The organism is Microbacterium sp. GCM10027623 (genome assembly GCF_042666935.1).
Classification (GTDB): domain Bacteria; phylum Actinomycetota; class Actinomycetes; order Actinomycetales; family Microbacteriaceae; genus Microbacterium.
Window position 1 is genome coordinate 976,551 of sequence record NZ_JBHTHE010000001.1, and the last position, 24,762, is coordinate 1,001,312.

The window sequence follows — 24,762 nt, forward strand, 5'->3', positions numbered from 1 at the left end:
CATGACCGTCCTCGCCACCCCCGATCAGCTCGCGGCCTCGCGCGCCGCGCGACAGGCGTACCGCGACGGACTGGCCGAGCCGACCAGCGGAGTCGCCGCCGGACTCACCCAGGCGAATCTCATCGCCGTTCCCGCCGACTGGGCCTTCGAGACCCTGCTGTACGCCCAGCGCAACCCGAAGCCCTGCCCGGTGCTCGAGGTCATCGAGCAGGGGCAGGTCGAATCCGCGCTCGCGCCGGGCAGCGACCTCCGCACCGACATCGGCCGGTACCGCATCTGGCGCGACGGCGAGCTCGCGGAAGAGGTCGCCGATGCCACGGGCGCCTGGGCGGAGCACCCGGACCTCGTCGCCTTCCTCATCGGCTGCAGCTTCACGTTCGAGAACGGGCTGGCGGATGCCGGCATCCCGATCCGCCACCAGCAGCTCGGCCGCAACGTGCCCATGTACCGCACGAACATCGGCTGCGTCCCGGCGGGCAGGCTGCGCGGCGAGATGGTCGTCTCGATGCGGCCCATCCCGGCCTCCCGCGTGGCAGACGCCGTGCAGATCTCCGGCCGCACCCCGGCCGTGCACGGAGCACCGGTGCACATCGGCGACCCCGCATCGCTGGGCATCATCGACCTCGACAAGCCCGATTTCGGAGATCCCTCCGAGGTGCGCGACGGTGAGATCCCCGTGTTCTGGGCCTGCGGGGTCACCCCGCAGGCGGCGATCATGGCATCGCGGCCTCCGTTCGCCGTGACGCATTCCCCCGGCCACATGTTCATCACCGATGTGCCCGACGCGGAGTACGTGCTCTGATGCGCATCCTCACGGCCTCCGACCGCGCGCTGCTCGTGGAGGCGGCGGACCTCGACGAGGCCATGAGGCTGAACCTCGCGTGGGACGGCGTGCCGGGCGTGCTCGAACGCATTCCGGGAGCGCGTACGGTGCTGGTGCGCTTCGACCCCCTGCGGGTCTCGACCGAGGAACTGGCGTCGGTGCTCGAGGCGACCGACGTGGATGCCGAGCATGCGCCGCACACGGGCGAGGTCACCGTTCCGGTGCGCTACGACGGCGAGGATCTCGACCAGGTCGCCCGGCTGCTCGGGGTGTCCGCCGACGAGGTCGTGAACCGGCATCTCGCGGCCGACTGGCAGGTGGCGTTCTCGGGATTCGCTCCGGGCTTCGGCTACACCGTCAGCAGCGATCCGCTGTTCGACGTGCCGCGTCGCTCGTCTCCGCGCACGCGCGTGCCCGCCGGATCCGTCGCGCTCGCCGGCCAGTTCACGGGGGTGTACCCGCGGGAGAGCCCGGGCGGATGGCAGCTGATCGGACGCACGGATGCCACGATGTGGGACATCGACCGCGACCCGCCCGCCCTGCTGTCACCGGGAACGCTGGTCACGTTCGAGCGGGCCGGGCGGGAGACAGTCGTCTCCTCGCCGGTGGTCCAGCGAGCCCAGCGAGACGGGTCGCAGACCGGAGCGGCCTCAGCCCAGGTCGAGGTCGTCCGTCCCTCCCTGCAGCTGCTGGTGCAGGACCTCGGGCGCTTCGGGCACGCGGCGCTGGGCGTCTCGGCATCCGGAGCCGCCGATCGTACCGCGCTGAGGGACGCGAACCGCGCCGTCGGGAACGATCCAGGCGCGGCCGTGCTGGAGAGCGTCGGCGGTGCGGCGCTGCGGTTCCGCGGCGATGGGGTCGCCGCTGTCGCCGGGGCCGTCGGCGAGCTGACGCTGACGGATGCCGTCGGCATCAGCCGCCCGATCCCGCACGGTGCGCCGTTCGCCGTCGTCGACGGGGACGAGCTGGTGCTCGGCCACCCCGTGAACGGTCTGCGGTATGTGCTGGCCGTCCGCGGTGGCATCCGTGCCGTGCCGGCCCTCGGCAGCACGGCATCCGACACCCTGGCCGGAGTCGGCCCGGCCCCACTCGCCGCGGGCGATGTGGTCGGGATCGGTCCGGATGCCCCGCACGCGGTCGACCCGCATCCGCCGGCGCGCGCGCTGCCGGCATCCGGCGATCTCGTCACCCTGGACATCACACTCGGGCCCCGCGACGACTGGTTCACGCCTGCCGCGCTGCAGACGCTGACCGGGCAGGACTGGACGGTCACCGGCCGCTCCGACCGGGTCGGCATCCGCTTGCACGGCGACACGGCCCTGGAGCGCGCGGTCTCGGGCGAGCTGCCCAGCGAGGGCGCGGTCACCGGGGCGATCCAGGTGCCGCCGAACGGGCAGCCCGTGCTGTTCCTGCCTGATCACCCGCTCACCGGTGGCTACCCGATCATCGCGGCGCTCACCGACCGCTGCCTGGACCTCGCCGGTCAGCTGCCCCCGGGCGCGCGCATTCGCTTCCGGGTCGTCGACCCTTCCGCGCCCACCGCTCGGGTTCCGTCGTCCGGAGCAACCGGCCCCGAGGCGGCGCGCCGCGAGGCGACACGCCATCCGGCACCCGCGGGCTCCGGGCGACCGAACGCTGCCACCGAATCCACCGACAAGAAGAGCACCTCATGACCAAGATCCTGATCGCCAATCGCGGCGAGATCGCCGTTCGCGTGGTCCGCGCCTGCGCCGAGGCCGGATATATGTCCGTCGCGGTATACGCCGATCAGGATGCGGATGCTCTGCACGTGCGCCTGGCGGACGAGGCCGTCGGCCTGGGCGGATCGACCGCCCCCGAGACCTACCTGTCGATCGCCGCCGTGCTCGACGCCGCGCGCCGCAGCGGTGCGGATGCCGTGCACCCCGGCTACGGATTCCTCTCCGAAAGCGCAGACTTCGCGCGCGCCGTGGAGGACGCCGGACTCATCTGGATCGGCCCGTCGCCGGAGAGCATCGAGCAGCTCGGTGACAAGATGACCGCCCGGCGCATCGCCCAGCACGTCGGGGCGCCGCTGGCCCCCGGTACCGACCATCCGCTGGAGGGCCCGGCCGAGGCCGTGGCCTTCGCAGAGGAGCACGGTGTGCCGATCGCGATCAAGGCCGCGTTCGGCGGCGGCGGGCGAGGGATCAAGGTCGTGCGCGAGCTGTCGGAGGTGGCCGACGCGTTCGACGCCGCCACGCGAGAGGCCATCGTCGCGTTCGGACGTGGCGAGTGCTTCGTGGAGCGGTTCCTGGAGAGCCCGCGGCACATCGAGGTGCAGGTGCTCGGCGACGGCCGCGGCGGGGTCATCGTCGTGGGCGACCGCGACTGCTCGATGCAGCGCCGCAACCAGAAGCTCATCGAAGAGGCGCCCGCACCCGGTCTCACCGGCGAACAGCGCGAGCGCCTGCACGAGGCGGCCCGCCTGATCTGCGCGGAGGTCGACTACCGCAGCGCCGGCACCGTCGAGTTCCTGCTCGCGGCCGACGGCACGCTCTCGTTCCTCGAGGTCAACACGCGCCTGCAGGTGGAGCATCCGGTCACCGAAGAGGTCACCGGCGTCGACCTGGTCCTTGAGCAGTTCCGCATCGCGTTCGGCGAGGGAATCTCGCTCACCGAGACGCCCGAGCCGCGCGGCCACGCGTTCGAGTTCCGCATCAACGCCGAGGATCCCGGTCGGGGGTTCCTGCCCAGCCCAGGCACGGTCGACCTGCTGCGCGTGCCCGGTGGCCCCGGCGTGCGCTGGGACAGCGGCATCGAGGCGGGGGATGCCGTGCAGCCGGCGTTCGACTCCATGATCGCCAAGCTCATCGTCTTCGCCGACTCGCGCGACGCCGCCCTCGTGCGCGCGGGCCGCGCACTGCGCGAACTGGTCGTCGAGGGTCCCGCGACAGTGATCGGCTTCGACCGGCTCGCCATCGAGCAGCCCGAGTTCGCCACGACGGGATTCGCCGTGCACACGCAGTGGATCGAGAGCTCCCTCCTTCCGAGGCTCGAGCCGCAGCTGCGTCCCGCTCCCGTGTCGGAGGCGGGCCTGCAGCGTTTCCCGGTCGAGATCGACGGCCGTCGCGTGATGCTCGGACTGCCGACGGCGCTGCTCGCCGGTTTCGCCGGTGCTGCGGCATCCGGTGCATCCCGTTCCGATGCGGCCCCCGTTGCCGACCCCGCCGAGCTGCGCGCGCCGGCACCGGGCACGCTGGTGCGGTGGCTGGTCGACGACGGTGCGACGGTGGCGGAGGGCGACGCCGTCGCCGTGCTGGACGCCATGAAAATGGAGACCCCGGTCGCCGCGCACCGTGCGGGCGTGCTGGATCAGCAGGCGTCGGTAAGCGAGATGATCGCGGCGGATGCCGTGCTCGGGCGCATCGGCTGACCGCATCCGCTGATGTCGGTCCTGACGTCGGTCCTGACGTCCGTCTTGACGCCCGTGGGGACATGCGCCGACCTGGATCGCATGGGCCAGCAATGGCGGGTGCAGCTGTCGGGGACCCGCCATTACTGAGCCCCCGCGCGGAGCGTGTCCCAGTAAGGGTGGGTGTTCGTGTGGCATGTCCCAGTAATGGTGGGTGCTGCTGCGACGGACCCGCCATTGCTGAGCCCCCGCGCGGAGCGTGTCCCAGTAATGGTGGGTGCAGAGCACGGCGACCCGGCCCGATGCGGAGGCGCCGTGACCGGCATCCGCTCGGTGCGAGGGCTCAGAGGTCGGCAGCGTGGCGCACGAGCATGCCGAGGGCGGCGTCGATGGTCTCCGCAAGCACCTGCTCAGGGTCGGCGTCGATGTTCAGCTGCCGGTGCCCGACGTCCGAGCGCGTTGCCCAGCCCAGGAAGACCGTGCCCGGCGGGTGTCCGCCGTCTGGCTCCGGGCCGCCGACACCGGTCGTCGATACGGCGAGGTCGACGTCGAACAGCTTCCGCGCCCCCCGCGCCAGCTGCTCTGCGCACTCGGCCGAGCAGGGGTCCGTGCCCGGTTCGAGCCCGAGCAGGCGCTCCTTCGTGTCGATCATGTACGCGACGATCCCGCCGGCGAACCATTCGCTCGCCTTCTCGCCCTGGCCGACGGTGCCGGCCAGTGTCCCGGAAGTCAATGATTCCGCGACGGCGACCCGCAGTCCACGCGCGCGGACGGTGTCGCTGAGCTGTGCCACATCATCCATGCGACGAAACTAGCGCGAGTGCCGCGCCGGAGCCTCGGGGTTGACAGCGGCGGGAGCGCCCACTCGCACCGGAGGACGAATCCCGAACGGAAGGAGTCCGCGCGCAGGAGCCATCCTCCCGATCGTGCGAACTCCTCCCGCACGGGCGGGCTCAGCGCCTGGGCTCAGGCGTCGGCGGGTTCGGGGTCGCCGCCCAGGGGCCCGACGGCGGGGATGGGTCCGCCGTCATCCGCGCCGGAGCGGCGCCAGCGAGCGATCGCGTTGCCCAGGTGGTAGATGAGCAGGGCGGCGACCGTGCCGAGCACGATGGCGCCGAGCTGGAACGCACCCCAGCTCATCGCGTAGCCGCCGACGGCGATCACGAAGGACACGGCGACCGTGTACTGGTTCACGGGCCGGGAGAAGTCCACGCGGTTGTCGACCCAGATCTTGATGCCGATGACGCCGATGAGTCCGTACAGGGCCGTGGTCACGCCACCCAGCACGCCCGGCGGGATCGAGTTGAAGATCACACCGATCTTCGGGGAGAAGGCGAGCAGGATGGCCGCTGAGCCCGCCACCCAGTACGCGGCGGTCGAGTAGACGCGAGTGGCGGCCATCACGCCGATGTTCTCGCCGTAGGTGGTCGTCGCGGAACCGCCGAACCCGCCGGCGAGTGTGGTGGCGAGACCGTCCGCGACGAGTGCGCGGCCGGTGTGCTGGTTGATCGACGGGTCGTTGGTCATGGTCGCGACCCCGCGGACGTGGCCGACGTTCTCGGCGATGAGCACGAGCACCACCGGCAGGAACATCGGGACATACAGCCAGGCGGCCGGGTCGGCGAGTGCGGCGAGGTGGAACTCGGGCAGGCCGATCCACGCGGCGTCCTCGATGCCGGCGAACGTCACCTGGCCGGTCACGATCGCCACGATGTACCCGACCACCACGCCGAGGAAGATCGAGATGCGGCCCAGGAATCCGCGGAACAGCACGCTGAACAGGACGACCGACACGAGGGTCACCGACGCGAGCTCGGGCTGCAGCGTGAAGTTGTTCCAGGCGGCGGGCGCGAGGTTGAAGCCGATCAGCGCCACGATGGACCCGGCGACAACGGGCGGCATGAACCTGTCGATCCACTGCACGCCGACGGCCTGCACGAGGAAGCCGATGCCGGCCAGCAGCACGCCGACCACGACGACACCCACGAGCGCCTGCGTGATCTGCTGAGGCGTCTCGAGCGCCTGCCCGGCATTGATCGCGGTGATGGGAGCGAGGAACGCGAAGGACGAGCCCAGGTAGCTGGGCAGGCGGTTGCGCGTCAGCAGCAGGAACAACAGGGTGCCGATGCCCGAGAACAGCAACGTCGTCGACACGGGGAAACCCGTGATGATCGGCACGAGGAAGGTCGCGCCGAACATGGCGACGACGTGTTGCGCGCCGATCGCGAAGGTGGCGGGCCAGTTCAGTCGCTCTTCGGGACGGACGACTGTGTCGGGGGCGACGTTGCGGCCGTCGCCGTGGATCTTCCACACCGGCATGGGTGCTCCTCGGGAGTCGGGATGAGGCCGGGATCCCGACCGAGGAAACACTATCGGTTCTCTCGGGCCGCCGTGATCACGGCCGATGCACCCCTTCTCGGCCGACGGGCGCCCGCGAGGAGAGCTCAGCGGGGGATGCTCAACCGGCCAGGCGCTCGATCAGTTCACGGTAGCGCGCGGCGGTCTTCTCGACGATCTCCTCCGGCAGCACGGGAGGCTCGCCCTGCTTGTCCCAGTGGGCGGCGAGCCAGTCGCGCACGATCTGCTTGTCGAAGCTGGCCATCCGCTGCTCCGGCGTCGCGCCGCCCTTCCAGGTCTCGGCATCCCAGTACCGCGAGGAGTCGCTCGTGAGCACCTCGTCGGCCAGGCGCAGGACGCCGTCGGCGTCCGTGCCGAACTCGAACTTCGTGTCGGCGAGGATCAGGCCCTTCTCCTCGGCGATCGCGGCGGCGCGCGCGTACAGAGACAGGGACGTGTCGCGCAGCTGGGCAGCCCGCTCGGAGCCGACCAGTTCGACCACCTTCTCGAAGCTGATGTTCTCGTCGTGCTCGCCCATCGGCGCCTTGTAGGCGGGCGTGAAGAGCGGTTGCGGCAGCCGGTCGCCGTTCTTGAGTCCGGCGGGAAGCGGGATGCCGCACACCGTACCGCTGTGCACGTACTCCGCCCAGCCGGAGCCGGTGATGTATCCGCGCACCACGCACTCGATCGGCAGCATCTCCAGCGCCATCGCGAGCATGGCCCGGCCGGCAACGGCATCCGGGATCTCCCCCTCGACGATGTGGTTCGGCACGTCGTCGAGTTGGTCGAACCACCACGTGCTCAGGGTGGTGAGCAGCTCGCCCTTGCTCGGGATGCCGGGGGAGAGCACGAAGTCGAAGGCGCTCACCCGGTCGGATGCCACGACGAGGATCCGGGTGTCGGCGGGATCCTCCGAGGCGTACAGATCGCGGACCTTGCCCGAGTAGAGGTGCCGCCAGCCGGGGATCTGAAGTGGTGAGCTCACCCGTCCATCATCGCATCCGACGGGCGGCGCCTGCAGAACGTGACCGGCAGCCCGCACCGGGCCCGATCCGCCGACCTTGTCCCGATCTGCGGACCTTCCTGCCGGGCTCCTCCGCAGATCGGGACGACCTCCGCGGATCGGGGCACCAGAGCGGATGCCGAGTTCGAATGTCCGTGATCTGGAGTAGCGTTGCGCCGTGACTGACGCCGCTTCGAACCGCACATCAGCCCCCTCCGGGCCGTCGACCGGCACCTATGCGGCCGGGCACAGGCCGCAGAGTCCGTGGCCGGCGCTGTGGGCGCTGGTGATCGGCTTCTTCATGATCCTGGTCGACACGACGATCGTCTCCGTCGCGAACCCCGCCATCAAGGCCGCACTGGACCCCGACACGAACAACCTCGACAACGTGGTGTGGGTGACCAGTGCGTACCTGCTGGCGTACGCCGTGCCGCTGCTGATCACCGGCCGGCTCGGCGACCGGTTCGGACCGAAGAACATCTACCTGATCGGACTTGTCCTCTTCACTGCGGCCTCGCTGTGGTGCGGCCTGTCCAGCTCTCTCGAGGGCCTGATCGTCGCGCGGGCCGCTCAGGGGCTGGGCGCCGCGTTCATGACGCCGCAGACCATGGCGGTGATCACCCGCACCTTCCCGCCCGAGCGGCGCGGCGCGGCGATGGGCCTGTGGGGTGCCACCGCCGGTGTCGCGACCCTGGTCGGTCCGCTGATGGGCGGTCTGCTCGTGGACGCGTTCGGCTGGGAGTGGATCTTCTACATCAACGTGCCCGTGGGCATCGCCGCCTTCGTGCTGGCGTGGATCTACGTGCCGAGGCTGCAGACGCATGAGCACCGCTTCGACTACGTGGGTGTGGTGCTCAGCGCGGCCGCCCTGTTCCTCATCGTGTTCGGGCTGCAGGAGGGCGAGAAGTACGACTGGGGCACGATCTCCGGCCCGATCTCGGTCTGGGGGCTGATCGGCGCCGGCCTCGTGCTGCTGATCGTGTTCGTCCTGCAGCAGTGGAAGACCAGGAGTGAGGCGCTCGTGCCGCTCGTGCTCTTCCGCGACCGCAACTTCGCGGCATCCAACCTCGGGATCGCGGCGGTCGGCTTCACCGTGACGAGCATGTCCCTGCCGTTCATGTTCTTCCTGCAGCTGGCCCGCGGGCTCACCCCGACCGAGTCGGCGCTGCTGATGATCCCGATGGCGGTCATCTCAGGCGTGCTGGCACCGTTCGCCGGCGCCCTGCTCGACAGGGTCGACCCGCGATTCATCCTCATCCCCGGTCTGCTGTGCGTGGCCGGGGGCGTGCTGTGGAACGCCGCGCTGATGAACGTCGACACCCCGACCTGGATGTTCCTGCTGCCGTCCGCGCTGCTCGGCATCGGCAACGCGGGCATGTGGGGCCCGCTGGCCACCGAGGCCACCAGGAACCTGCCCCCGCGTCAGGCGGGCGCGGGAGCGGGCATCTACAACACCACCCGCACGATCGGGTCGGTGGTCGGCTCCTCCGCCATCGCCGCGTTCATGCAGGCCCGCCTCGAAGCGAACCTGCCCGGACTCGATCAGGCGCCGACCGGCTTCGGCGGCGGCAAGATGCCCGAGGCCGTGGTGGAGGGCTTCTCGGCGGGAATGGCGCAGTCGATGCTGCTGCCGGCGGGTGTCATGGTCGTGGCACTGATCGCCGCCGTGTTCATCGGCCGCTACAAGGGCAAGACCGCCGACGAGCTGCGCTGACAGGATGACGCGATGAGGGCCGCCCGGTGTGCCGAGCGGCCCTCATCCTTCCCCCCCCCGGGTGCCCGCCTTCTCAGCGGGTCGAGAACGCCGCGTCGAAGGCGGCGTCGGACGGTCGGTAGGACGACAGCCTCGTGACGAACTCGAGAGCTTCCGGGGCGCCGACGAGACGATCCATCCCGGCGTCCTCCCACTCCACCGACAACGGGCCCTCGTAGCCGATCGCGTTGAGCATCCGGAACGCGTCCTCCCACGGCACGTCTCCGTGACCGGTGGAGATGAAGTCCCAGCCGCGTCGCGGGTCGGCCCACGGAAGGTGCGACGAGAGGCGTCCGTTGCGTCCGTTGGACAGACGCTTCTTGGTGTCCTTGCAGTGCACGTTGTAGATGATGTCCTGGAAGTCCCACAGGAACGCCACCGGGTCGATGTCCTGCCACACCATGTGCGACGGGTCCCAGTTCAGGCCGAACGCCTTGCGGTGTCCGATCGCCTCCAGGGTGCGCTTGGTGGTCCAGTAGTCGTACGCGATCTCCGACGGATGCACCTCGTGCGCGAAGCGCACCCCGACCTCGTCGAAGACGTCGAGGATGGGGTTCCAGCGGTCGGCGAAGTCCTGGTACCCGGCCTCCACCATCTCGTCGGTGGCGGGCGGGAACATGGCGACGTACTTCCAGATCGACGAGCCGGTGAAGCCGGTCACGGTCTTCACCCCCAGCTTGGCCGCCAGCCGTGCGGTGTGCTTCATCTCCTCGGCGGCACGCTGCCGCACCCCTTCGGGATCTCCGTCGCCCCACACCTGATCGGAGAGCATGTTGCGGTGGCGCTCGTCGATCGGGTCGTCGCAGACGGCCTGACCCTTGAGGTGGTTGGAGATCGCCCACACCTTCAGTCCGTTGCGCTTGAGGATGTCGAGGCGGCCCTGCACGTAGGCGTCGTCCTCCCAGCGCCAGGGGTCGAGGTGGTCGCCCCAGCAGGCGATCTCGAGTCCGTCGTAGCCCCATTCGCCGGCCAGCCGGCACACCTCTTCGAACGGCAGGTCGGCCCACTGGCCGGTGAACAGCGTGATCGGTCGTGACATCGTCGTCCTTCTCTCTGTCAGGGCACCCGTGCGGGTGTCGGATCGTGGTGGTGGATCGGGTCAGACGTCGGTCCAGGCGGACCCGTCGGTCGCGCTGCGCTCGACGGCGTCCAGCACGCGCTGCACGCGCAGTCCGTCGTCGAAGCTCGGCAGCGGGGCCGTGCCCGCGGCGATCGCCTCGACGAGATCCTTCACCTGATGCGAGAACCCGTGCTCATACCCGAGCATATGACCGCTCGGCCACCAGCCGGACAGGTACGGATGCTCGGGTTCGGTGACCAGGATGCGAGTGAAGCCCTGCATGCCCGCTGCGCTCGTCGCGTCGTAGTGATGCAGGGTGTTCAGGTCCTCGAGGTTCCAGTACAGCGCACCGCGGTCGCCGGAGATCTCGATCTCGAGGGCGTTCTTGCGACCGGTGGCGAAGCGGGTGGCCTCGAACGATGCCAGCGCGCCCGAGGACAGGCGTCCGGTGAACAGCGCGAGGTCGTCGACGGTCACCGTGCCGGTGCCGGCTCCGGCACGGCCGCCCAGTCCCACGGACTCTCCCATCAGCGGGCGTTCGGAGACGAGTGTCTCGAGCACGCCGGAGACGCGGTCGACGGTCTGCCCGGTCACGAACTGGGTCATGTCGATCGCATGCGCGCCGATGTCGCCGAGAGAGCCGGAGCCCGCCCTGTCCTTCTCGAGCCGCCAGGTCATGGGGGCCTGCGGATCGGCGAGCCAGTCCTGACGGTAACTCGCACGCACCTGTCGCACCGTCCCGATGCGCCCGTCGGCGATCAGATCGCGCATGAGGGTGACGGCGGGCACGCGACGGTAGGTGAATCCGACCATGGACACGCCGAGTGCGGATGCTGCCGCATCGGCCATCCGCTGCGCGTCGGCGACCGAGTTGGCCAGCGGCTTCTCGCACAGCACGTGCTTGCCGGCCTCGAGCGCGGCGATGGCGATCTCGGCGTGCGAGTCGCCGGGGGTGACGATGTCGATGACGTCGATGTCGTCGCGCTCGACGACCGCCCGCCAGTCGGCGGCCGTCTCGCCCCAGCCCCAGCGGGCCGCGGCGCTCGCCGTCCTCTCCGCATCGCGACCCACCAGCACGGCCATCGTCGGGGTGAGGGGCAGGGGGTACGCGGCGGGCGCCTGCCGCCAGCCCACGGAGTGCGCCGCTCCCATGAATCCGTGGCCGATCATCGCCACGCGCAGTGATTTCGTCATCGTTCTCTCCAGGAATGCGTCGGGGGGGGGCCGGCGAGGGCGCCCCCCCGACGAAGGGTCAGGACTTGAAGGCGAGCTTGATGAACTCGTCGACGTTCTCCTTGGTCACCACCGGCGCATCGAGCACGATGCGGTACGGCACGCTGGGCGTGACCAGGTCGCTGAGGGTCTTGTCCTGGGCGATGAGGCGCGCGAGCGCGATGCCGTCGGCGGCCTGCGTCGACGGGTAGATGACCGTCGCCTTGACGACGCTGTCGTCGGCCTTGATGCGATCCATCATGTTGACGCTTCCGGCGCCGCCGACCATGAAGAACTCACTGCGGCCCGCGGACTCGATCGCCGCCATGACGCCGACGCCCTGGTCGTCGTCATGGTTCCAGATGGCGTCGATCTTCGGGTTCGCGGACAGCAGCTGCGACGCCGCGGACTCGCCGCCGGCGACGGTGAAGTCCGCCGCGACGCGGGGCCCGACCTCGAGACCGCAGGCGTCCAGGGCGTCCTTGAAGCCCTGAGAGCGGTCCTGGGTCAGCGGCAGGGAATCGATGCCGGCGATCTCCGCGACCACCGCGTCGGACTTGCCGTCGAGCTGCTCGCAGATGTACGTGCCGGCGCTGACGCCCATGCCGTAGTTGTCGCCGAGGATGGTGGCTCGCGAGGCGAAGGTGCTCGAGAACTCACGGTCGACGTTGATGACGGGGATGCCGGCATCCATCGCCTTCTGCGCCGCCTGCGTGAGGGCGGCGCCGTCGGTCGGCAGCAGCACGATGGCGTCGACGCCGTCGTTGATGAACTTCTCGACGGCGGCGATCTGCGCGTTGGCGTCGTTGGTGCCTTCGGCCTGGCGCAGCTCGACGTCGTCGAAGCTCTCGGCCGCATTGATCGCGCCGGTGTTGATGGCACCGAGCCAGCCGTGGTCCGCCTCCGGGCCGGACCAGCCGATGACGACGGTGTCGCCGGATGCCTTGTTCTCGTCGCTGGTGGTGCCCTGACGGTCGGGCGTGCTGTCGTCGGCGGTGCTGGTGCAGCCGGCCACCAGGGTGATGGCGAACAGCGCTGCCGCGCCTGCCATCAGCGGGCGGAGCCCGCGCTTGCGCATGCTGAGCATGTCGTTTCCTCCTTGAAAGATGATGCAGGTGCGTGCGGTGCGAACCGAGAATTCGCGAAGCACTCTCAGGGAGACGGTAACAGAAGACCGAATCATATGTACAGCTTTTGGCCAATCCTCGGCAAAAGTATGTTGACCCTCAGAATCACGCGGATCGTGGGCGGGCTCGCGCTCGCGTCCGGCGGAACGCGCTCGCCGGACCGCGTTCCCCCGGAGTGCTCGCGGTGGATGAGACGACATGTTATGTTCCTCGTGTGATCAAAGATGACCAGACTCCGGCATTACTGGAGATGCGCGGGGTCGAGAAGACCTTCGGCGCGGTGCGCGCCCTGCGCGGGGTGGATCTCGAGATCCGCGCCGGCGAGGTCCACTGCCTGCTCGGCCAGAACGGGGCCGGCAAGTCCACCCTGATCAAAACACTCGCAGGGGTGCATCAGCCGGATGCCGGAGAGATGCTCTGGAACGGCGAAGTCGTCACGATCGGCGACCCGCAGGCGGCGATCGACCTCGGCATCGCCACCATGTACCAGGAGCTCGACGTCGTCGACGATCTGACCGTGGCCGAGAACATCTTCCTCGGTCACGAGATCGCGCGCGGTGGATTCACCCGCCGCCGGGACACCGCGGCACAGGCGCGAGCACTGCTGAGGCGACTCGGCCATGAACGTCTCTCGCCCTACGCCGAGGTGGGTTCGCTGAGCTCCGCGGAGAAGCAGATCGTGAGCATGGCTCGCGCGCTCTCCCACGACATCAAGCTCATCGTGATGGACGAGCCCTCCGCGGCGCTCGGCTCCGAGGAGGTGCGCAAGCTCTTCGAAGTGGTCAAGGAGCTCACCGCGCAGGGGATCGCGGTCATCTACATCACGCATCGCCTGGAGGAGATCCGCACGATCGGCGACAGGATCACGGTCCTCAAGGACGGCGCCAGCACGGCGAGCAACCTTCTCGTGGCGGATACCCCCACCCAGGCGCTGATCAAGCACATGACGGGCCGCCTGGTGGAGAACGTGTTCCCTCCCGCCGTTCCCATCCCCGCTGATGCGCCGGTGCTGCTCGAGGTCGAGGGTCTCACGCTGGACGGAGTGTTCGAGGACGTCTCGTTCTCGGTGCGCGCGGGCGAGGTCGTGGGACTGGCCGGGCTCGTCGGCTCGGGCCGATCCGAGATCGTCGAGACCGTCTACGGCGCCCGTTCCGCGTCCTCCGGACGGGTGCTCGTGGACGGGGAGCCGCTGCCCCGCGGGTCGGTTCCCGCCGCGGTGCGCGCCGGGATGGGGCTGAGTCCTGAGGAGCGCAAATCGCAGGGTCTCGTCCTGGGCGAGGCGATCTTCCGCAACATCATGCTGCCCACCTTCGGCAAGCTCGCCACCGGCGGGTGGCTCGACGAGCGCGCCGAGCGTCGGATCGCCCGCCAGCAGATCGAGGCGATGGAGCTGCGCCCCGCCGACCCCGACCTGCCCGCAGGCACGCTCTCCGGCGGAAATCAGCAGAAGATCCTGCTCTCGCGCTGGATGGCGCACGGCAGCCGCGTGCTGCTGCTCGACGAGCCCACCCGCGGCGTGGACGTCGGTGCTCGGTCTGAGATCTACGGCCTCATCCGCAAGCTGGCCGCCGACGGTCACGCCATCGTCATCATCTCCAGCGAGATCGAGGAAGTGCTCGGTCTCGCCGACCGTGTACTGGTCATCGGAGACGGTCGCGTTCTCACCTCTCTCCCTGCTTCTGAGATAGACGAGCACGGCGTGCTCGATCTCGTCATGAAAGGAACCCCCGCGTGAGCGAGCAGACCCGAACCCCCGTGGCCGACAGCGCGGCGGCTCCGCCGCGCCGGTCGCTGTTCTCCGGCGCAGCCGGCCGCAACTTCGGCCTGGTGCTCGCGCTCCTGGCCATCGTCGCCGTCGGGATGCTGACGGCATTCGACAACTTCTTCAACTTCGGCAACGCGCTGGTCATCCTGCGTCAGGCGTCGATCACCGGGGTGATCAGCATCGGCATGACCTTCGTGATCATCGCCGGCGGCATCGATCTCTCCGTGGGCGCCGTACTCGCCCTCGCGTCCGTCGTCGGCTCCCTCGCCGCCATCCAGGACATCGCCACGTCGTCGCACTGGATCGTCACGGTCATCGTCGCGCTGCTCGTGGGCACCGGGGCGGGCCTGATCAACGGTGTCGTCATCGCGTACGGGAAGGTGGCGGCCTTCATGGCGACCCTGGCCATGCTGGTCGGCGCGCGCGGGCTCGCCGAGGTGCTGGCGAACAACCGCACCCTGGTGGTCTCGGACCGCGAGTTCCTCAAGGCGATGAACATCGATCTGCTGGGGGTGGACATCCTCATCTGGATCTTCGCGCTCGTCGCCGTCGCGGGCTGGCTGCTGCTGAACCGGACGACCTTCGGACGGCGCACGGTCGCGATCGGCGGGAACCTCGAGGCCGCCCGCCTGGCCGGCATCAAGGTCAACCGTCACATCATGTGGCTCTACGCGCTGGCCGGTCTCACTGCGGGCATCGCCGCGGTGATGATCCTCGGCAGGACGAACGCCGGAACCTCCACCCACGGCAACCTCTACGAGCTCGATGCGATCGCCGCCGTGGTCGTCGGCGGCACCCTGCTGATCGGCGGACGCGGCACGATCACCGGCACGGTGTTCGGCGTCCTCATCTTCGCGGTGCTGCAGAACGTCTTCGTGCAGAACAACATGTCCTCGTCGCTGCAGGCGATCGCGAAGGGCGTGATCATCGTCGTCGCCGTGCTGCTGCAGCAGCGGTTCGCGGTGCAGCGCGTGCGGAAGGGCGGCCGCCCGACTTCTGCCGAGTCGCACGCGTAGACTGCCCCGGTAAGGCAGAAGTCTCTGCGCGGCCCTGAACACTGACAGGAGACGAATGCCGACCAATGCGAGCAACGGAGGTGTCGGGGAGCTGTTCCAGCTGCTCCGCGACGGAGTTCCGCGCACCCGCGCCGAGCTCGCCAAGGCTTCCGGCCTCGCGCGGTCGACGGTGGCTGCGCGCGTCGAGGAGCTCATGCACCGGGGCCTCATCCGTCCGGTGGCCGACGCCGCGTCCACCGGGGGACGGCCTCCGTCGCAGTTCGCGCTGAACCCCGAGGCGAAGGTGGTCATCGGGGTCGACATCGGAGCCTCGCACACCACTGTCGCCGTCGCGGACCTGGCCGGCACGATCCTCGCCGAGAAGACCGGCGAGCTCGAAGTCGCCCGGGGCCCGGAGGAGGTGCTCAGCTGGGCCGTCGAGACGGCCGCGGGACTGGTGCGCTCCCTCGACCTGGGCCGTGATCGCGTCGCGGCGGTCGGCGTCGGCGTACCGGGGCCGGTGGAGCATCCCACCGGTCGGCCGGTGAACCCGCCCATCATGCCGGGCTGGGACCGGTTCGACGTGCCCGGATGGGTGCAGCAGCACCTCGAGGTGCCGGTGCTCGTCGACAACGACGTGAACATCTCGGCTCTCGGCGAACGGGCCTTCGCGTGGACCAACATCGACCACATGATGTTCGTCAAGGTCGCCACCGGCATCGGAGCGGGCATCATCTCGCATGGTCGGCTGCTGCGAGGCGCCCAGGGCACGGCCGGCGACATCGGTCACGTGCGCGTCGCCCGCAGTGCTGATGTGCCCTGCCCGTGCGGCAACCGCGGCTGCCTGGAGGCACTCGCCTCCGGTCCGGCGATCGCCCGGGACCTGGCCAGCCGCGGCTTCCCTGCCTCGAACGGCAGCGACGTGGTCGAGCTGGTCAAACAGGGCAACCTCGAGGCGATCCAGGCGGTGCGCCAGGCGGGTCGCGATCTCGGGGAGGTGCTCACCACCTCGGTCAGCCTGCTCAATCCTTCGCTCATCGTGATCGGCGGTGCGATGGCCCGCGTCGGCGAGCATCTCATCGCCGGGGTCCGCGAGGTCGTCTACACGCGCACCACGCCGCTGTCCAGCGAGCACCTCACCATCGCGCAGTCGGTGACCGCCGGCCGTGCGGCGGTGCTGGGTGCGGCTGTCCTGGCGGTCGAGCACGCCCTCTCGCCCGACGTGCTGCCGCAGAGCTTCGCGCTGAGCAGCTGAACCGTCGGGCCGAGCGGGGCGAGCCGGCGGCATCCGTCCCCGGCATCCGTCCACCGCACCGGCGTCGGTCGTGTCGGGATGCCGGCCCTCAGCGCAAGAGGGCGACGCCGCCCATGCCGATGAGGGCGAAGAGCAGCGCCCAGAGGATGATCGAGATGACCTGCCAGAAGATCACGGCGTTGCGGCTGGCGCCGAACGAAACCATCATCCCCGACGTGATCTGACTGGGCAGCACGGTCTGACCGAGCAGGCTGACACCGGGAACGCCGAAGCGATCGAACATGCGCTTGCGCCGGCTCGGGCGACCTCGAGCGCGTGAACGCACTCGAGTACGCCGACGAGCGCGACCGCGCCGCGGCTGTGCGGGGTCTCGCCGTCGTCGGAGTGCTGGCGCTGGTGCTGGGCGCGGCGCAGCTGGTCGTCTTCGCGATCGTGCAGGTCGACGCGCTGCCCCGCTTCTTCGCGCTGGGCACGTTCCTGGCGCTGGTGGTCGGGTGGATCCTGGCCAACTGGTTCTTCGTCCGCCGCGGCTGAGAGCATCCGCCATCCGTGATGGGATGGACGCATGCACCTCGCCCTCGCCGCCCCGTCCACGGAATTCTTCGCCTCCTGGGCCGCCACGGTGACCGAGTTCGGCGGTGTGCACATCGACGGCGCCGGACTGGAGCTCGGGGTCGTGCCCGACCGCGCCGCGTGCGAGGAGATCGTCGCCAGGTCCGAGCTGTACGGCCGTCCGGGCGCCGAGCTGCCCGACGGTCACGTGCCGTGCGACTACTTCTGGATCACCGACGACGGCGAGGTGGTCGGCTTCATCGCGTTCCGCCGCGAACTGAACGACTGGCTGAGCAGCTACGGCGGCCACATCGGCTACTCCGTGCGTCCGTCGCGTCGTCGTCAGGGGATCGCCCGCGGCGCGCTGAAGCTCGTGCTCGACCGCGCGCGGGAGCAGGGCTACGACCGGGTCATGCTGACCTGCGACGAGGACAACACCGGCTCGTACCGAACGATCGAGGGCGCCGGAGGCGTCCTGCAGGCCACGATCGATGCCGCCGAGCCCGGCCGCCCGCGCGTCCGCCAGTACTGGGTCAGCCTCTGACGGATCGGCGCGCCGGGATGCCGTGACCGGTGGACCTGACGACCTCCGTTCAGGTCGCAACGGATGCCGCTCAAGGCGCCGCGGCGCGGCATCCGTTGCGACCTGGCGAACGGATGCCGTCGCGCGGCACGTGTGGGGCTGACGAGGACGGATGGAGTGGAGCGGACTACTCCGCGACGCGCGCCGCGATGTCGTGGCGGAAGTGCGCGCCCTCCAGGGAGATGCGGCCGAGCGCCTCGTAGGCGCGGGCCCTGGCATCCGTGAAGTCCGCTCCCGTCGCGACGACGTTCAGCACCCGGCCTCCGGTGGCGATGAGCGCGCCGCCGGGCGCGTCGGGTCCGGCGGTCGCGGCGTGCACGATCGAGACCCCGTCGACGGATGCCGCCTCGGCGAGGCCCTCGATCATGCGTCCCGTCTGCGGTGCCTCGGGGTAGCCCTCGCTCGCGAGCACGACCGTGACCGCGACCTCGTCGGAGAACTCCGGCTGCGGTTCGTCCTCGAGGTGCCCGGACGCCGCCGACAGCAGCAGCCGTGACAGCGGGGTGCGCAGGCGCGGCAGCACGACCTGGGTCTCGGGGTCGCCGAAGCGGGCGTTGAACTCGATCACGCGCACGCCGGCCGGGGTGAGGATCAGGCCGGCGTAGAGCAGACCGATGAACGGGGTGCCCTCGGCGTCGAGCCGGCGGATCACGGGCAGCGCGACGGTGTCGGTCACCTCGGTGACGAACGCCTCGACGCTGCCGAAGTCATCGGCCAGCCAGGGGAGGGGGGAGTAGGCGCCCATCCCGCCGGTGTTGGGGCCGCCGTCGCCGTCGAGCGCGCGCTTGAAGTCCTGGGCGGGGCTGAGAGCGCGGACGGTGTCGCCGTCGCTGAGGAAGAACAGGGAGACTTCCGGTCCGGTCAGGAACTCCTCGACCAGCACGGGTCCTGCGGACAGATAGTGCTCGGCGTGCGCGAGCGCTTCGGCGCGATCGGTGGTGACGATCACGCCCTTGCCTGCGGCGAGACCGTCGGCCTTCACCACGTGCGGGGCGCCGAAGTCGTCGAAGGCGGCTTCGACGTCGGCGACGGACGCCGCGCGCACCGCCCGTCCGGTCGGCACGCCGGCGGCATCCATGATCCGCTTCGCGAACGCCTTGGAACCCTCCAGCTGGGCCGCGGCCCTCCCCGGACCGAACACCGGGATGCCGCGCTCGCGCAGCGCGTCCGCGACACCCCCCACGAGAGGAGCCTCCGGACCGATGACGACCAGGTCGACACCGCGCTCGTTCGCGAAGGAGGCCACGGCGGCGCCGTCGAGCGGGTCGACCTCGACGATCGTGGCATCGTGTGCGATTCCGGCGTTGCCCGGGGCCGCGAAGATCTCGTGTTCGGACTCCTCCGACCGCAGGGACAGGATGATCGCGTGCTCGCGCGCGCCGGAGCCGAGGACCAGGATCTTCATGCCCGCAAGCCTACCGGCGGCCCGATGACGGTTACCGTTCCGGGCCCCTGGCTCTCATGCTGTTCCGGTGGCCCGGTGACGCGGGCCCGGTCGGCGTCAGACGGTGACGGGGCGTTCCAGGGATGCGTCCCAGGGCCGTGCCCAGCCGGTGGCGTCGAAGAGCGCATCGAGGATGCCCGCGGTGAAGCCCCACACGATGGTGCCGTCGATGTCGAATGCGGGCCCCTTGTACGTCACGCCGTCGCGGTGCAGCGTCGACGTGAACCGGTTGGCCGGGTCGATCAGCTGCGCGACCGGAACGCGGAACACCTCGACCGTCTCGGCGTGATCCACCGCCGCCACGCGCGACGGCTTGCGCCACCAGCCGAGCACGGGGGTGACGAGGAAATTGCTCACCGCCAGGGGAATCTCCGGCAGGGCTGCCAGCACCTCCACGCCGTCGGGCTCGAGGCCGGTCTCCTCCTGCGCTTCGCGCAGGGCCGTGGCAACCGCATCCGCATCCGCCGTCTCGCGCCCACCGCCGGGGAACGACACCTGGCCCGGATGCGACGACAGCGTCGCCGCGCGCCTCTGCAGCAGCACGTCGAGGTCGGCGGCGACGGTCAGATCGTCGGTGCGGGCGGGGACGCTGTCCAGCCGGCCGAACAGGATGAGCACGGATGCCGGAATCAGGACGTCCGCCGACATCGGGAGCTGCGGGATCCACTCGCCGCCCGAACGGGCGGCCTCGATCAGTTCGGCGCGTGCGCCGCGCAGCGTCTCCGTGTTCTCATCCGTCGCAGTCATCCCCATCGACTCTATGCCCGCCGCGTCGACATAGGGGCGAGAGCGGGAGCGTAGCCTGTCAGCATGGCCGGGCGGAAGATCGACGTCAGCGACGGGCGCGCTGCGCTCGGAGTGGTCGCTGCCGGAGACGCGCCCCGGCAGGCGATCGCCACGGCTGTGCGGTATCTGCTGCAGCTGCTCGACGAGAAGGCGCCGGGCAACAGCGTCGAGGTGCGCGTGCCGCCGTTTGGTGCCGTGCAGGTGGTCCAAGGGCCCCGGCACACCCGCGGCACTCCGCCGAACGTCGTGGAGATGGATGCCGCGACCTGGATCGCACTGGCCACCGGAGGCGAGCGGTGGGCGGATGCCGTCGCCGCCGGCCGCGTCACGGCATCCGGAGTGCGCGCCGACCTGTCGGACCTGCTTCCCCTCCGCCCCTGACCTCCCTCGCTCCCTCGTCGTGGTCCGAAAGAGGAGAACGGGATACGGGACGAGAAGGGAGAGGACAGAACGGAGGGGAGGGGGCGGACACAGATGCGGCGTGGGAGAATGAAGGCATGTCGCGCAACGCAGAGACCCACACCGTGGAGGCCCGGATCCGTCCGGTCCCGCGCTTCGGCGTGTTCCTGGGGCTCGGCGCCGCGCTCGGCGTGATCGTCGCCGGCATCCTGACCGCCGTCGGAAGCTATGAGAAGTCCGCCGTGGTCGACGTCATCTATCCCCCCGGGCAGGTCTTCGGCTTCGCCCTGCTGTGGACGGTGCCGATCTGCATCGCGCTCGGCGGCGCGGTCGCGCTGATCCTCGAACGGGTGGCGCGCAGGCACACGCGCGTCGTGCGCGTCGAGCACGAGCACATCGCCGACCCGGGTCAGCAGTTCGACCCGGATCAGCAGTAGTCGGAGTCGCCGCTAGGCCAGCTCGGCGATCACCGGACGCATGGCGGCATCGAAGGCCACCACGTCCCGGCGCAGCCCGTCGGTGACGGCGACGCTGAGGGCGCCGATCCACCAGATGCCGCGCTGCGAGAACGGCAGCACCTGCACGTTCAATTCGAAGGAGTGCGCTCGGCGGCCGACCTCGCGCTCGAACTCGGCGATCGCGCTCGCGTAGGCGCGGTACGCCCCGCCGGAGGAGCTGACCGAGTCGACGTAGCGATTGTGCACGTCCTGCGCGTACCGCAGAACGGTCGGCGCATGCGGCACGATCGCGTCGCGCAGGTCCTCTGCGCCGCTGGTCGGCAGGGCGACCAGGGTGTCGAAGCCGTCGACGAGATCGAGCGGGACGTCGGAGCGGTGCGCACGCGGCTCGACCGTCATGTCCCAGTACTCGCGCCACTGAGTCTCCAGCGCGTCATCGGGGTCGACCGCGTCCGGTCGGCGCACATCGAGACCGCGCAGCGTGGGCAGATCCTCGGGGGCGCGGATGCCGAGAAGCTGGCGCAGCCCGAGGGCCACCAGCACGGCTGTGCCGGCGTCCTCGCGGATGAGCCACTGCGGCTTGTCGACCATGGCCCCCATCGTAGGGTCCTTCGACGCGCGGCGCTCGATTCACCGCATCCGGTTCTCGCGACCCGGGGTCGCGTTCAGCGACGACGGGAGAGGATGCGGTGGCGCAGCCTCTCGCGGCGGCGGGATGGCGGGCGCGTCGCATCCGTCAGCGCCTGGCGAGCGGCGGCCAGGGTCGGGTAGGTGCCGATGCATCGGCTGAGACTGTCGTGCGCGATGTGCGCGTTGCGGTCCACGGTGACGAAGCCGGCGAACTCGCCGGCGTTGGTTGCGACGAAGACGTCCTCGTCGGCCTGACGCCAGGCCAGCACGGGCGTGCTCGCGGGGTCGAGGTCCGTACGGTCCGTGTCGACGGTCGGGTCGGTGTTCGGGTGGATCTGGCTGGGCGCGGCGGAGCGCGCGGAGGTGTCGGTACTGCTCATGATTCTCGAGTCGTGTGCGGGCGGCACGCTGCCGCCTCTGCGTTTGACCGGGCGGGGGATCCGCATCGGTGCGGATCCGGCCTTAGCGGCCCGGTGGGTGTGCGCTGAGCCGGTGAGAACGGCGTGCATGAGCGCAACCACCAACTATAGCAGAGCGCACGAGCACGCATCCGCCGCTGTGCTGAACGGAGCGGAAACCGCGACGTCCGCGACTCGCGTGGGCCGGTAGGCTGTGAGGGTGGCAGCCTCTCCCACCAATCCCTACGCTCAGGCCGGTGTCGACACCGCCGCCGGTGACCTCGCCGTCGAACTCATGAAGGCCTCGGTGCGTGCGACGCACGGGCCGGAAGTGCTCGGCGGAGTCGGCGGATTCGCCGGCATGTTCGACGCCAGCGCGCTGCTCGGCTACTCGCGTCCGCTGCTGGCCAGCAGCACCGACGGCGTGGGCACCAAGGTCGCCATCGCGCAGGCCATCGACAAGCACGACACCATCGGACAGGATCTGGTCGGGATGGTCGTCGACGACATCGTCGTCGTGGGGGCGAAGCCCCTGTTCATGACCGACTACATCGCGTGCGGCAAGGTCGTCCCGCAGCGCATCGCCGACATCGTGCGCGGCATCGCCGAGGCGTGCTCGGCCACCGGCACCGCCCTGGTGGGCGGCGAGACCGCCGAGCATCCGGGCCTGCTCGGTCCGCGCGACTACGACGTGGCCGGCGCCGCCACCGGAGTCGTCGAGGCGGATGCCCTGCTGGGCGCGCACCTCGTTCAGGACGGTGATGCCGTCATCGCCCTCGGATCGAGCGGTCTGCACTCCAACGGCTACTCGCTCGTCCGTCACATCGTCGCGAACGCCGGCATCGGATACGGCGACAACGCCGCCGACTTCGGCCGCACCTGGGGCGAGGTGCTGCTCGAGCCGACGCGTCTGTACACGACGCCGCTGCTGAATCTGCTCGACGCCGTGCCCGGTGCCGTGCACGCACTGAGCCATGTCACCGGCGGCGGCATCGCCGCGAACCTCGCCCGCGTCCTGCCCCAGGGCAGCTGGGCCGAGGTCGACCGCGCGACCTGGGCACCCAGTCCGGTGTTCGAGGTGCTGGCGGACATCGCCGACACGCGGATCGTGGACACCGAGGGAACGTGGAACCTCGGCATCGGCTTTCTCGCGGTCGTCGCCGACGCGCACAAGGATGCCGTGGTCGCGGCGATCGGCTCGCAGGGCATCAGTGCCTGGCAGGTCGCGACGGTGCGCACCGGCGCGCGCCCCGACGGCGAATTCGAAGAGGGCGCCAAGGGCGTCGATGGTGGAGCCGTGCGCCTCGTCGGCGCCTATGCGAACGGAACGAAGTAACACTCCATGTGCGGCATCGTCGGAATGGTCGGCAGCGGCCCCGTCAACCAGGACATCTACGACGCGCTCCTGCTTCTGCAGCACCGCGGGCAGGACGCCACCGGCATCGCCACCGCGGAGCCGACCGGCATCATGCACATGGCCAAGGCCGAGGGCATGGTGCGCGAGGCGTTCCGCACCCGCGACATGCGCTCGCTGCTGGGCAGCGTGGGTCTCGGGCACGTCCGCTACGCCACGAAGGGCACCGCCTCCAACGAGGAGGAGATGCAGCCGTTCTACGTGAACGCGCCGTACGGCATCGTGCTCATCCACAACGGCAACCTCACCAACACCCGCGAGCTCACCGCCGAGATGGCCCATCGTGACCGTCGGCACCTGAACTCCTCGAGCGACACCGAGCTGCTGCTGAACGTGCTGGCGCACGAGCTGCAGACCTCGACCTCGTCCGTCGATCTCGATACGGAGCGGATCTTCGAAGCCGTCGCCCGCACGCACAAGCGCATCGAGGGCGCGTACGCCGTGATCGCGATCATCGCCGGCTACGGCCTGCTGGCGTTCCGCGACCCGTTCGGCATCCGTCCCCTCATCCTGGGCAGGCGCAAGGGCGCCGCGCCGGGCGACGCCGACGAGTGGGTCGTCACCAGCGAGTCGCTCGTGCTCGAGAACGCGGACTACGACATCGTGCGCGAGGTGGAGCCCGGCGAGGCGGTGTTCATCAGCAACGACGGCGAGCTGTCCACGCGCCAGTGCGCCGAGGACCCGCAGCTGATCCCGTGCGCGTTCGAGTACGTGTACCTGGCGCGACCGGACTCGGTCATGAACGGCGTCTCGGTGTACGAGTCGCGCCTGCGCATGGGCGAGAAGCTGGCCGACACGATCGCCAAGCACGTGCCCCTGGACGAGATCGACGTGGTCATGCCGATCCCGGATTCCTCGCGGCCCTCGGCCATGGAGGTCGCCCGCAAACTCGGCAAGGAGTATCGCGAGGGCTTCTACAAGAACCGTTATGTCGGGCGCACGTTCATCATGCCGGGGCAGGCCGTGCGCAAGAAGAGCGTGCGGCAGAAGCTGAACGCCATGTCGACGGAGTTCCGCGGCAAGAACGTGCTGCTCATCGACGACTCGATCGTGCGCGGCACCACCAGCACTCAGATCATCCAGATGGCTCGGGATGCGGGCGCCAAGTCCGTCATCTTCGCCTCGGCTGCCCCGCCCGTGCGGCACCCGCACGTGTACGGCATCAACATGCCCTCCCGGGCCGAGCTGGTCGCGCACGGGCGGACCATCCCCGAGATCGCCGAAGCGCTCGGCTGCGACCGGATCGTGTACCAGGAGGTCGAAGACCTGAAGGCCGCGGTCATCGAGGGATCCGGGCTGACCGACCTCGACATGAGCTGCTTCGACGGGCGCTATATCACCGGCACTGTGACCCCCGAGTACCTGGAGTGGGTCGAGAAGTCGCAGTCGTCGTGA

At 70.0% G+C, this 24,762-nt stretch carries 24 protein-coding genes; 13 read left to right on the forward strand and 11 right to left on the reverse strand.

Features of this window, described 5'->3' with window-relative positions; genetic code table 11:
• Position 1: 1 nt before the first annotated feature.
• Genes ACFQY2_RS04445 through ACFQY2_RS04455 form a run of 3 tightly spaced genes read left to right on the forward strand, consistent with a single transcriptional unit; the run spans position 2 to position 4,217 of the window.
• Positions 2–802, forward strand: coding sequence for a putative hydro-lyase (locus ACFQY2_RS04445; RefSeq protein WP_378744435.1), 801 nt, complete (start codon positions 2–4; stop codon positions 800–802).
• Entirely contained in the window at positions 802–2,496 is a 1,695-nt protein-coding gene (locus tag ACFQY2_RS04450; RefSeq protein ID WP_378744436.1) for a carboxyltransferase domain-containing protein, read from the forward strand. The genes ACFQY2_RS04445 and ACFQY2_RS04450 overlap by 1 nt, the downstream gene beginning before the upstream one ends.
• Entirely contained in the window at positions 2,493–4,217 is a 1,725-nt protein-coding gene (locus ACFQY2_RS04455) for an acetyl/propionyl/methylcrotonyl-CoA carboxylase subunit alpha (RefSeq protein WP_378744437.1), read from the forward strand. Before ACFQY2_RS04450 ends, ACFQY2_RS04455 begins: the two co-directional genes overlap by 4 nt.
• A gap of 322 nt (positions 4,218–4,539) precedes the next feature.
• On the opposite strand, the gene ACFQY2_RS04460 is transcribed toward ACFQY2_RS04455, so the two are convergent.
• From ACFQY2_RS04460 to ACFQY2_RS04470, 3 genes are all read right to left on the reverse strand, one after another.
• On the reverse strand, positions 4,540–4,998 hold the full coding sequence (locus ACFQY2_RS04460) for a CinA family protein (RefSeq protein ID WP_378744438.1): 459 nt from the start codon (positions 4,996–4,998) through the stop codon (positions 4,540–4,542).
• A gap of 164 nt (positions 4,999–5,162) precedes the next feature.
• Positions 5,163–6,515 carry a uracil-xanthine permease family protein gene (locus tag ACFQY2_RS04465; RefSeq protein ID WP_378744439.1) on the reverse strand — a complete coding sequence of 451 codons (1,353 nt, stop codon included), beginning with the start codon at positions 6,513–6,515 and terminating at the stop codon, positions 5,163–5,165.
• Positions 6,516–6,654: 139 nt separating this feature from the next.
• The gene (locus tag ACFQY2_RS04470; RefSeq protein WP_378744440.1) at positions 6,655–7,518 is read right to left on the reverse strand and encodes a phosphoribosylaminoimidazolesuccinocarboxamide synthase; all 864 of its coding nucleotides are present in this window, start codon (positions 7,516–7,518) and stop codon (positions 6,655–6,657) included.
• Positions 7,519–7,837: 319 nt separating this feature from the next.
• On the opposite strand from ACFQY2_RS04470, the gene ACFQY2_RS04475 reads away from it, so the two are divergent.
• A complete protein-coding gene (locus ACFQY2_RS04475; protein ID WP_378745026.1) occupies positions 7,838–9,250 on the forward strand; it encodes a DHA2 family efflux MFS transporter permease subunit in 1,413 nt (470 codons plus the stop codon).
• 73 nt (positions 9,251–9,323) lie between these two features.
• Here the strand turns inward: ACFQY2_RS04475 and ACFQY2_RS04480 are convergent, their stop codons facing one another.
• Genes ACFQY2_RS04480 through ACFQY2_RS04490 form a run of 3 tightly spaced genes read right to left on the reverse strand, consistent with a single transcriptional unit; the run spans position 9,324 to position 12,639 of the window.
• Positions 9,324–10,328 carry a sugar phosphate isomerase/epimerase family protein gene (locus ACFQY2_RS04480; protein ID WP_378744441.1) on the reverse strand — a complete coding sequence of 335 codons (1,005 nt, stop codon included), beginning with the start codon at positions 10,326–10,328 and terminating at the stop codon, positions 9,324–9,326.
• 60 nt (positions 10,329–10,388) lie between these two features.
• A complete protein-coding gene (locus ACFQY2_RS04485) occupies positions 10,389–11,543 on the reverse strand; it encodes a Gfo/Idh/MocA family protein (RefSeq protein WP_378744442.1) in 1,155 nt (384 codons plus the stop codon).
• Between the two features lie 58 nt (positions 11,544–11,601).
• Positions 11,602–12,639 carry a substrate-binding domain-containing protein gene (locus tag ACFQY2_RS04490; RefSeq protein WP_378745027.1) on the reverse strand — a complete coding sequence of 346 codons (1,038 nt, stop codon included), beginning with the start codon at positions 12,637–12,639 and terminating at the stop codon, positions 11,602–11,604.
• Positions 12,640–12,938: 299 nt separating this feature from the next.
• Here ACFQY2_RS04490 and ACFQY2_RS04495 point away from each other — a divergent pair, with 299 nt between their 5' ends.
• Genes ACFQY2_RS04495 through ACFQY2_RS04505 form a run of 3 tightly spaced genes read left to right on the forward strand, consistent with a single transcriptional unit; the run spans position 12,939 to position 16,703 of the window.
• On the forward strand, positions 12,939–14,423 hold the full coding sequence (locus tag ACFQY2_RS04495; RefSeq protein WP_378745028.1) for a sugar ABC transporter ATP-binding protein: 1,485 nt from the start codon (positions 12,939–12,941) through the stop codon (positions 14,421–14,423).
• Entirely contained in the window at positions 14,420–15,469 is a 1,050-nt protein-coding gene (locus ACFQY2_RS04500; protein ID WP_378744443.1) for an ABC transporter permease, read from the forward strand. Before ACFQY2_RS04495 ends, ACFQY2_RS04500 begins: the two co-directional genes overlap by 4 nt.
• Positions 15,470–15,524: 55 nt before the next feature.
• Positions 15,525–16,703: an ROK family transcriptional regulator gene (locus ACFQY2_RS04505; RefSeq protein ID WP_378744444.1), complete on the forward strand. Its 1,179-nt coding sequence runs from the start codon at positions 15,525–15,527 to the stop codon at positions 16,701–16,703.
• Between the two features lie 88 nt (positions 16,704–16,791).
• Here ACFQY2_RS04505 and ACFQY2_RS04510 read toward each other — a convergent pair whose 3' ends face one another.
• Entirely contained in the window at positions 16,792–16,986 is a 195-nt protein-coding gene (locus ACFQY2_RS04510; protein WP_378744445.1) for a hypothetical protein, read from the reverse strand.
• A 32-nt stretch (positions 16,987–17,018) separates the two neighbouring features.
• Here ACFQY2_RS04510 and ACFQY2_RS04515 point away from each other — a divergent pair, with 32 nt between their 5' ends.
• Both ACFQY2_RS04515 and ACFQY2_RS04520 read left to right on the forward strand, forming a co-directional pair.
• The gene (locus ACFQY2_RS04515) at positions 17,019–17,237 is read left to right on the forward strand and encodes a hypothetical protein (RefSeq protein ID WP_378744446.1); all 219 of its coding nucleotides are present in this window, start codon (positions 17,019–17,021) and stop codon (positions 17,235–17,237) included.
• 31 nt (positions 17,238–17,268) lie between these two features.
• On the forward strand, positions 17,269–17,799 hold the full coding sequence (locus tag ACFQY2_RS04520) for a GNAT family N-acetyltransferase (protein WP_378744447.1): 531 nt from the start codon (positions 17,269–17,271) through the stop codon (positions 17,797–17,799).
• A 166-nt stretch (positions 17,800–17,965) separates the two neighbouring features.
• Here the strand turns inward: ACFQY2_RS04520 and purD are convergent, their stop codons facing one another.
• Complete coding sequence (purD, locus tag ACFQY2_RS04525) at positions 17,966–19,243, reverse strand: phosphoribosylamine--glycine ligase (protein WP_378744448.1); 1,278 nt, start codon at positions 19,241–19,243, stop codon at positions 17,966–17,968.
• Between the two features lie 96 nt (positions 19,244–19,339).
• Positions 19,340–20,029: an NUDIX hydrolase gene (locus ACFQY2_RS04530; RefSeq protein WP_378744449.1), complete on the reverse strand. Its 690-nt coding sequence runs from the start codon at positions 20,027–20,029 to the stop codon at positions 19,340–19,342.
• Between the two features lie 63 nt (positions 20,030–20,092).
• Between ACFQY2_RS04530 and ACFQY2_RS04535 the strand changes: the two genes are divergently transcribed.
• Positions 20,093–20,449: a sterol carrier family protein gene (locus ACFQY2_RS04535; RefSeq protein ID WP_378744450.1), complete on the forward strand. Its 357-nt coding sequence runs from the start codon at positions 20,093–20,095 to the stop codon at positions 20,447–20,449.
• Positions 20,450–20,565: 116 nt separating this feature from the next.
• Positions 20,566–20,904: a potassium transporter Trk gene (locus ACFQY2_RS04540; protein WP_378744451.1), complete on the forward strand. Its 339-nt coding sequence runs from the start codon at positions 20,566–20,568 to the stop codon at positions 20,902–20,904.
• Between the two features lie 12 nt (positions 20,905–20,916).
• Here the strand turns inward: ACFQY2_RS04540 and ACFQY2_RS04545 are convergent, their stop codons facing one another.
• Complete coding sequence (locus ACFQY2_RS04545) at positions 20,917–21,516, reverse strand: zinc-binding alcohol dehydrogenase (protein WP_378744452.1); 600 nt, start codon at positions 21,514–21,516, stop codon at positions 20,917–20,919.
• Between the two features lie 74 nt (positions 21,517–21,590).
• A complete protein-coding gene (locus ACFQY2_RS04550) occupies positions 21,591–21,935 on the reverse strand; it encodes a hypothetical protein (RefSeq protein ID WP_378744453.1) in 345 nt (114 codons plus the stop codon).
• A 238-nt stretch (positions 21,936–22,173) separates the two neighbouring features.
• Here ACFQY2_RS04550 and purM point away from each other — a divergent pair, with 238 nt between their 5' ends.
• Positions 22,174–23,289 carry a phosphoribosylformylglycinamidine cyclo-ligase gene (purM, locus tag ACFQY2_RS04555; RefSeq protein ID WP_378744454.1) on the forward strand — a complete coding sequence of 372 codons (1,116 nt, stop codon included), beginning with the start codon at positions 22,174–22,176 and terminating at the stop codon, positions 23,287–23,289.
• Between the two features lie 6 nt (positions 23,290–23,295).
• Positions 23,296–24,762 (forward strand): amidophosphoribosyltransferase, encoded by a 1,467-nt coding sequence (purF, locus tag ACFQY2_RS04560; RefSeq protein WP_378744455.1) that lies wholly within the window; start codon positions 23,296–23,298, stop codon positions 24,760–24,762.